This is a genomic window from Mumia sp., assembly GCF_028803055.1.
Taxonomy (GTDB): domain Bacteria; phylum Actinomycetota; class Actinomycetes; order Propionibacteriales; family Nocardioidaceae; genus Mumia.
This window is the reverse complement of the sequence record NZ_JARBCJ010000216.1, coordinates 1-5,330: the sequence shown is the minus strand read 5'-3', so window position 1 is coordinate 5,330 and position 5,330 is coordinate 1. Positions and strand designations below refer to the sequence as shown.

6 protein-coding genes are annotated in these 5,330 nt (G+C 72.2%); 3 read left to right on the top strand and 3 right to left on the bottom strand.

The window, feature by feature from the left end:
* Positions 1 to 1,117: HRDC domain-containing protein (locus PV363_RS15715; protein ID WP_301022820.1), on the bottom strand; the 1,117-nt coding region annotated here is incomplete at its 3' end.
* Positions 1,114 to 1,716, bottom strand: coding sequence for a DUF3000 domain-containing protein (locus PV363_RS15710; RefSeq protein WP_220344502.1), 603 nt, complete (start codon positions 1,714 to 1,716; stop codon positions 1,114 to 1,116). The genes PV363_RS15715 and PV363_RS15710, both read right to left, overlap by 4 nt.
* A 71-nt stretch (positions 1,717 to 1,787) precedes the next feature.
* Here PV363_RS15710 and hemE point away from each other — a divergent pair, with 71 nt between their 5' ends.
* The 3 genes from hemE to hemQ are packed head-to-tail and all read left to right on the top strand — an operon-like array spanning position 1,788 to position 5,030.
* Positions 1,788 to 2,903 (top strand): uroporphyrinogen decarboxylase, encoded by a 1,116-nt coding sequence (gene hemE / locus PV363_RS15705; protein WP_220347111.1) that lies wholly within the window; start codon positions 1,788 to 1,790, stop codon positions 2,901 to 2,903.
* 8 nt (positions 2,904 to 2,911) lie between these two features.
* On the top strand, positions 2,912 to 4,324 hold the full coding sequence (gene hemG, locus PV363_RS15700; RefSeq protein ID WP_301022819.1) for a protoporphyrinogen oxidase: 1,413 nt from the start codon (positions 2,912 to 2,914) through the stop codon (positions 4,322 to 4,324).
* A gap of 4 nt (positions 4,325 to 4,328) precedes the next feature.
* The gene (hemQ, locus tag PV363_RS15695) at positions 4,329 to 5,030 is read left to right on the top strand and encodes a hydrogen peroxide-dependent heme synthase (RefSeq protein WP_301022818.1); all 702 of its coding nucleotides are present in this window, start codon (positions 4,329 to 4,331) and stop codon (positions 5,028 to 5,030) included.
* Positions 5,031 to 5,079: 49 nt separating this feature from the next.
* On the opposite strand, the gene PV363_RS15690 is transcribed toward hemQ, so the two are convergent.
* Positions 5,080 to 5,330: peptide-methionine (R)-S-oxide reductase (locus PV363_RS15690; protein ID WP_301022817.1), on the bottom strand; the 251-nt coding region annotated here is incomplete at its 5' end.

Here is a 5,330-nt window from a genome sequence, read left to right as displayed (position 1 = left end):
CGTCCCAGGCGAGCCGCCGGAGGATGTCGGGTGTCAGAAGGTTTTCGAGAGGCAGGTCGTGGCGCTCGGCGATCGCCGTCAGAGCGGTCCGGTACGCCGCCAACCGGGCGGCAGCCTCAGGGTTCCGCTCGGGCCACGCACGAGCAGGCGGAGGACCGTCGGCGTCGCTCGACGCGTTGGAGGGCAGCTCTGACTCCGGCAGGTCCCGGGCGGCGGCGAGGGCACTGTCCCATGTGTCGAGGTAGCGGCGCGCTCCGCGGCTGCGCATGACCTCCAGGTCACGCAGCTCTTGGCGGCTCGCCGGCGCGGTGCGGGCGATCGTGACGATCGCGGCGTCGTTGAGGATCCGCCCCGGGGTTACGTCGCGCTCGCGGGCGATGACGTCGCGCGCCTCCCACAGGGCTCGCACGAGCGCGAGCCGTCGCGGCCCACGGACCTTGTGGATGCCGGACGTCCGCCGCCACGGCTCCGTCCGGACTGCGGGACCGGCGAAGTGGAGAAGTGCTTGGAACTCCTCGTGGGCCCACTCCAGCTTGCCGGCCCGCTCGAGGCGCTCCTCGAGGGCGTTGCGCAGCCCGACGAGAGGCTCGACGTCGAGGGCGGCGTACACGAGCCACGGCTCGGGGAGCGGCCGTCGTGACCAGTCGGCGGCGGAGTGCTCCTTGGCCAGGCTCATCCCGTACACGTCCTGGACGAGCGCAGCCAGGCCGACGCGCGGGAGGTTGAGGAGTCGGCCGGCGAGCTCGGTGTCGAAGAGCGCACGGGGGCGCAGGCCGACCTCCGCGAGAGACGGCAGGTCCTGGGTGGCCGCGTGGAGGATCCACTCGGTGGGGGCGAGCACGTCGTCGAGCTCATGGAGGTCCTCGAACGCGATCGGGTCGACCAGAGCCGTCCCAGCTCCCTCACGGCGCAGCTGGATCAGGTACGCCCGCTGCGAGTAGCGGTATCCGGAGGCGCGCTCCGCGTCGATCGCGACCGGGCCGGTCCCGTGGCGGAGGGCGTCCAGCACGCGCTGGAGGGCCTGGGCGTCGTCGACCACCGCCGGGAGGGGGTCGTGCAGCTGCAGGGGCGGGAGGACGACCTCCTCGGTGGGGGAGTCGTCGGGTTCGGAGGTCACCGCGGCGGCCGTCCCTCGCGCCCGCGTCGGGGCAGGGTCAGCACACCAGGGGCCAGCGGGGGGAGCCCGGCCACGGTGCACAAGAGCTCGCTCCACGCGACGGCGTGCGAGGCGAGGGTGTCACCGGTGCCGAACAGGGGTGTCCACGAGGCTCTGATCTCCAGCTGCGCGCTGGAGCCGTCCTCCTCCATCCCTCCGAAGCCCTCCGTCCGGACGGTCGTGACGCTCCCGCTGGGCGCGACGTACGAGGCGCCCTGGGAGAACAGCGCCTCGACCAGCCAGCTCCAGCCGACCTCGGGAAGCACGGGGTCGCTGGCCATCTCGGCGTCGACCTCGGCGCGGGCGAACGTCACCAGCCGGAACGTGCCCTGCCAGGCGTCGTTGCCCGCCGGGTCGTGGAGCAGGACGAGCCGGCCGGTGCCGACCTCGTCGCCATCGGCGGTGACATCGCCGCTCTGCGCGTACGAGTACGGCGCGATCCGACGGGGTGCTGCCAGCTCCTCGCAGACCACCTCGGGACGTAGCTCCGCGTCTCGCAGGGCAGCGACAGCCTCGATGAACTCGGACGGCTGACCGTCGAGCTCGTTGCGTGCTGCCATGCCTCCACCATAGTTCGCGGAGCGTCAGACCTGACGCAGCGACGCGCCGTTCGACCTGCGAGGATCGGAGGGTGAGTGCCCCGCAGAAGGACGACAAGCCCGAGGCCTCGTCGTCGACCACGGCCGCGCCCAGCCCTGCGAAGGACGGGACGACGCCGAAGACGACCAGTGCCTTCCTCGCCGCGTGCCGGGGGGAGAAGCCCACCCATGTGCCCGTGTGGTTCATGCGTCAGGCCGGGCGTTCTCTCCCGGAGTACCGCAAGCTCCGCGAGGGCGTCCCGATGCTCGAGTCGTGCACGCGGCCCGAGATGGTCGTCGAGATCACGATGCAGCCGGTGCGCCGGTACGGCGTGGACGCCGCGATCTTCTACTCCGACATCGTGGTGCCGCTGAAGGCGATCGGAGTCGATCTCGACATCGTCCCCGGCACCGGCCCCGTCGTCGCGACGCCGATCCGTACGGCCAAGGCCGTTGCCAAGCAGCTGCGCGACCTGGAGCCGAGCGACGTCGAGTACGTCACGGAGTCCGTGCGCGGGCTCGTCGGCGAGCTCGGCGACACGCCGCTGATCGGCTTCGCCGGCGCACCGTTCACGCTGGCCTCGTACCTGATCGAGGGCGGGCCGTCGCGCGACCACCGGCTGACCAAGGAGCTGATGTACCGGGACCCGGAGACGTGGGACGCGCTGCTCGGCCGGCTCGCCTCGATCGCGGCCGCGTTCCTGCGGGTGCAGGTCGAGGCCGGTGCCCGGGCGGTGCAGCTGTTCGACTCCTGGGCCGGCTCGCTCTCCCGTGAGGACTACGTCCGCTACGTCAAGCCGTACGCGAAGACTGTGCTGGATGCGGTCGCCGACCTCGATGTGCCGCGCATCCACTTCGGTGTCGGCACCGGCGAGCTGCTCACCGAGATGGGTGACGCGGGAGCCGACGTCGTAGGCGTCGACTGGAGGGTCGCGCTCGACGACGGGATCGCACGGGTGGGTCCGGGCCGGTCGGTCCAGGGCAACCTCGACCCGACGGTCGTGTTCGCACCCGACGACATCATGAAGGCCAAGGCCGATGCGATCCTCGATGCCGGGAGCAAGGCACGCGGCCACGTGTTCAACCTGGGTCACGGCGTGCTCCCCGCCACCGACCCCGATGCCCTCAAGCGCCTGGTCGACCACGTCCACGCCTACGAGCTGCGCTGAGCGTGCCGGTGAGGTCCCCCGTGCGCGTGGCGGTCGTCGGTGGCGGCCTGGCGGGCGCGACGGCAGCGCGCGCCGTGGTGGAGGCGTTGCCCGACGCCGTCGTGACCCTCTTCGAGGCCTCTGACCGGGTCGGAGGCAAGCTCGCGGGCACGGAGGTCGCCGGGATCACGGTCGACGTCGGGGCGGAGTCCATGCTCAACCGGCGTCCCGAGGCGGTGCGTCTGGCCCGCGAGGTGGGTCTCGGGGAGCGTCTCGTCCATCCCGAGCCGGTCGCGGCGGCACTCTGGGCGCGCGGTGAGATGCGCCCGATCCCGCCGTCGGTGATGGGCGTTCCCACCGACCTCGACGCGCTCGCCGAGACCCACGTCCTCAGTCGCGCCGGCATGCTGCGCGCCCGCGCCGACCTGCCGTTGCCCGAGCCCGCCGACGACGTGTCTGTCGCGTCGTACGTGGGGCGGCGTCTGGGGCGGGAGGTCGTCGACATGCTGGTCGAGCCGCTTCTCGGCGGTGTGTACGCCGGTCACGCCTCGGAGCTCTCCGTGCGTGCGGCCGCGCCGGCGATCTGGGCGCTCCACCACCGCGGACGGCGTCTCGCGCACGCCGCCGCCGAGCAGTCGGCAGCGGCGCCGAAGGATCTTCCGCCGGTCTTCGCGGGCCTCGAGGGCGGGATGTGGCAGCTGCCCGCCGCGGTGGTCGACCACCCGAGCATCGTCGTACGCTCCCGCGCGACCGTGCGTGAGATCAGCGCGCTGGGCTTCGGTCGGTGGCGCCTGGTCGTCGGCCCCGCCAACGCCGCCGAGGTGGTGGAGGTCGATGCCGTGGTCGTCGCGACCCCGGCTGCGCCTGCTGCGCGGCTGCTGGCGCCGTGCGTCCCGGTGGCGGCGCGGCTGCTGCGTGAGGTCGACTACGCCTCGATGGCGATCGTCACCCTGGCCGTGCCCCGCGACCAGGTGGCCGCCAACGCCGCAGGATCGGGTTTCCTGGTCCCGCCCGTGGAGGGGAAGGCGATCAAGGCGGCGACGTTCTCGTCGTGGAAGTGGGGCTGGCTGGGGCGCCGGACCGGTGACCTGATGATCCTGCGCGCCTCTCTCGGCCGGGCGGGTGAGGAGCACGTCCTCCAGCGTGAGGACGCCGACCTCGTGGCGACGGCGGTGTCCGACCTCGCCGAGGCCATCGGCCTCCGGGGGCCGTTGGTGGACGCGGATGTCCAGCGCTGGGGCGGTGGTCTGCCGCAGTACACCGTGGGGCACCTCGCCCGAGTCGACCAGATCTCCGACGCCGTCGGCCGGACGCCCGGGCTTGCCGTGTGCGGCGCGGCGTACGGCGGGGTCGGGATCCCGGCGGTCGTCGCATCCGCCCAGGCCGCCGCCCGGAGCATCTGCGACCACCTCGAGGGGCCCGTGGGCCGAGGGGGACAATGAAGCCATGACGACGCCCGAGGTTGACCACGAGGCCCTGAACGCGACGATCCGCTACACGATGTGGTCGGTGTTCCGCTTGGAGACGCCGTTCGGAGAGATCGCGGACCGGACGAAGGTGATCGCCGAGGTCGAGGAGCTCTTCGCGGAGCTGGCCGACGCCGACGTGGTCGTGCGGGGTGCGTACGACGTCGCAGGGCTGCGCGCGGACGCCGACGTCATGATCTGGTGGCACGCCGTGAGCGCCGACGCGCTCCAGGACGCCTACCATGCGTTCCGCCGTACGGCCCTGGGTGAGCGACTGGCTCCGGTCTGGTCACAGATGGGGCTGCACCGCCCGGCGGAGTTCAACCGCTCGCACGCCCCGGCGTTCATGACCGAGCCTGGAGGCAAGGCGTACCTCTGCGTCTACCCGTTCGTGCGGTCGTACGACTGGTACGTCCTGCCCGAGGCCGAGCGCCGGGAGATGCTGCGCGAGCACGGCATGATGGCGGCGCCGTACCCCGACGTCCGGGCCAACACGGTCGCGTCGTTCGCGCTCGGCGACTACGAGTGGCTGCTCGCGTTCGAGGCCGACGAGCTGCACCGCATCGTCGACCTCATGCGCGAGCTGCGGGCCTCGAAGGCGCGGCTGCACGTGCGCGACGAGATCCCGTTCTACACGGGTCGGCTGCGCACCGTCGCCGAGCTCGTCGACACCCTTCCCTGACCGCGGGTCAGTTTCTGGGGCCCGCGGGTCGCTGTCTGGGGTCCGCGGGTCAGGATGCGTCAGGGACGAGCCGCAGGCTCACACCGTTGATGCAGTAGCGCTGGTCGGTCGGCGTCGGGAAGCCCTCACCCTCGAAGACGTGACCGAGGTGCGAGCCGCACCGCGCGCAGCGCACCTCCACGCGCCGCATGCCGAGCGACACGTCCTCGATCAGCTCGACGCGATCTCCGGCCAGCGGTGAGAAGAACGCAGGCCAACCGCAGTGCGCGTCGAACTTCGTGTCGCTGCGGAACAGTTCCG

What these genes read in the sequence shown, in the direction of transcription:
- PV363_RS15710 (WP_220344502.1), bottom strand. Translation starts at nt 1,716, where the DNA reads ATGGCAGCACGCAACGAGCTCGACGGTCAGCCGTCCGAGTTCATCGAG.
- hemQ (WP_301022818.1), top strand. Translation starts at nt 4,329, where the DNA reads ATGACGACGCCCGAGGTTGACCACGAGGCCCTGAACGCGACGATCCGC.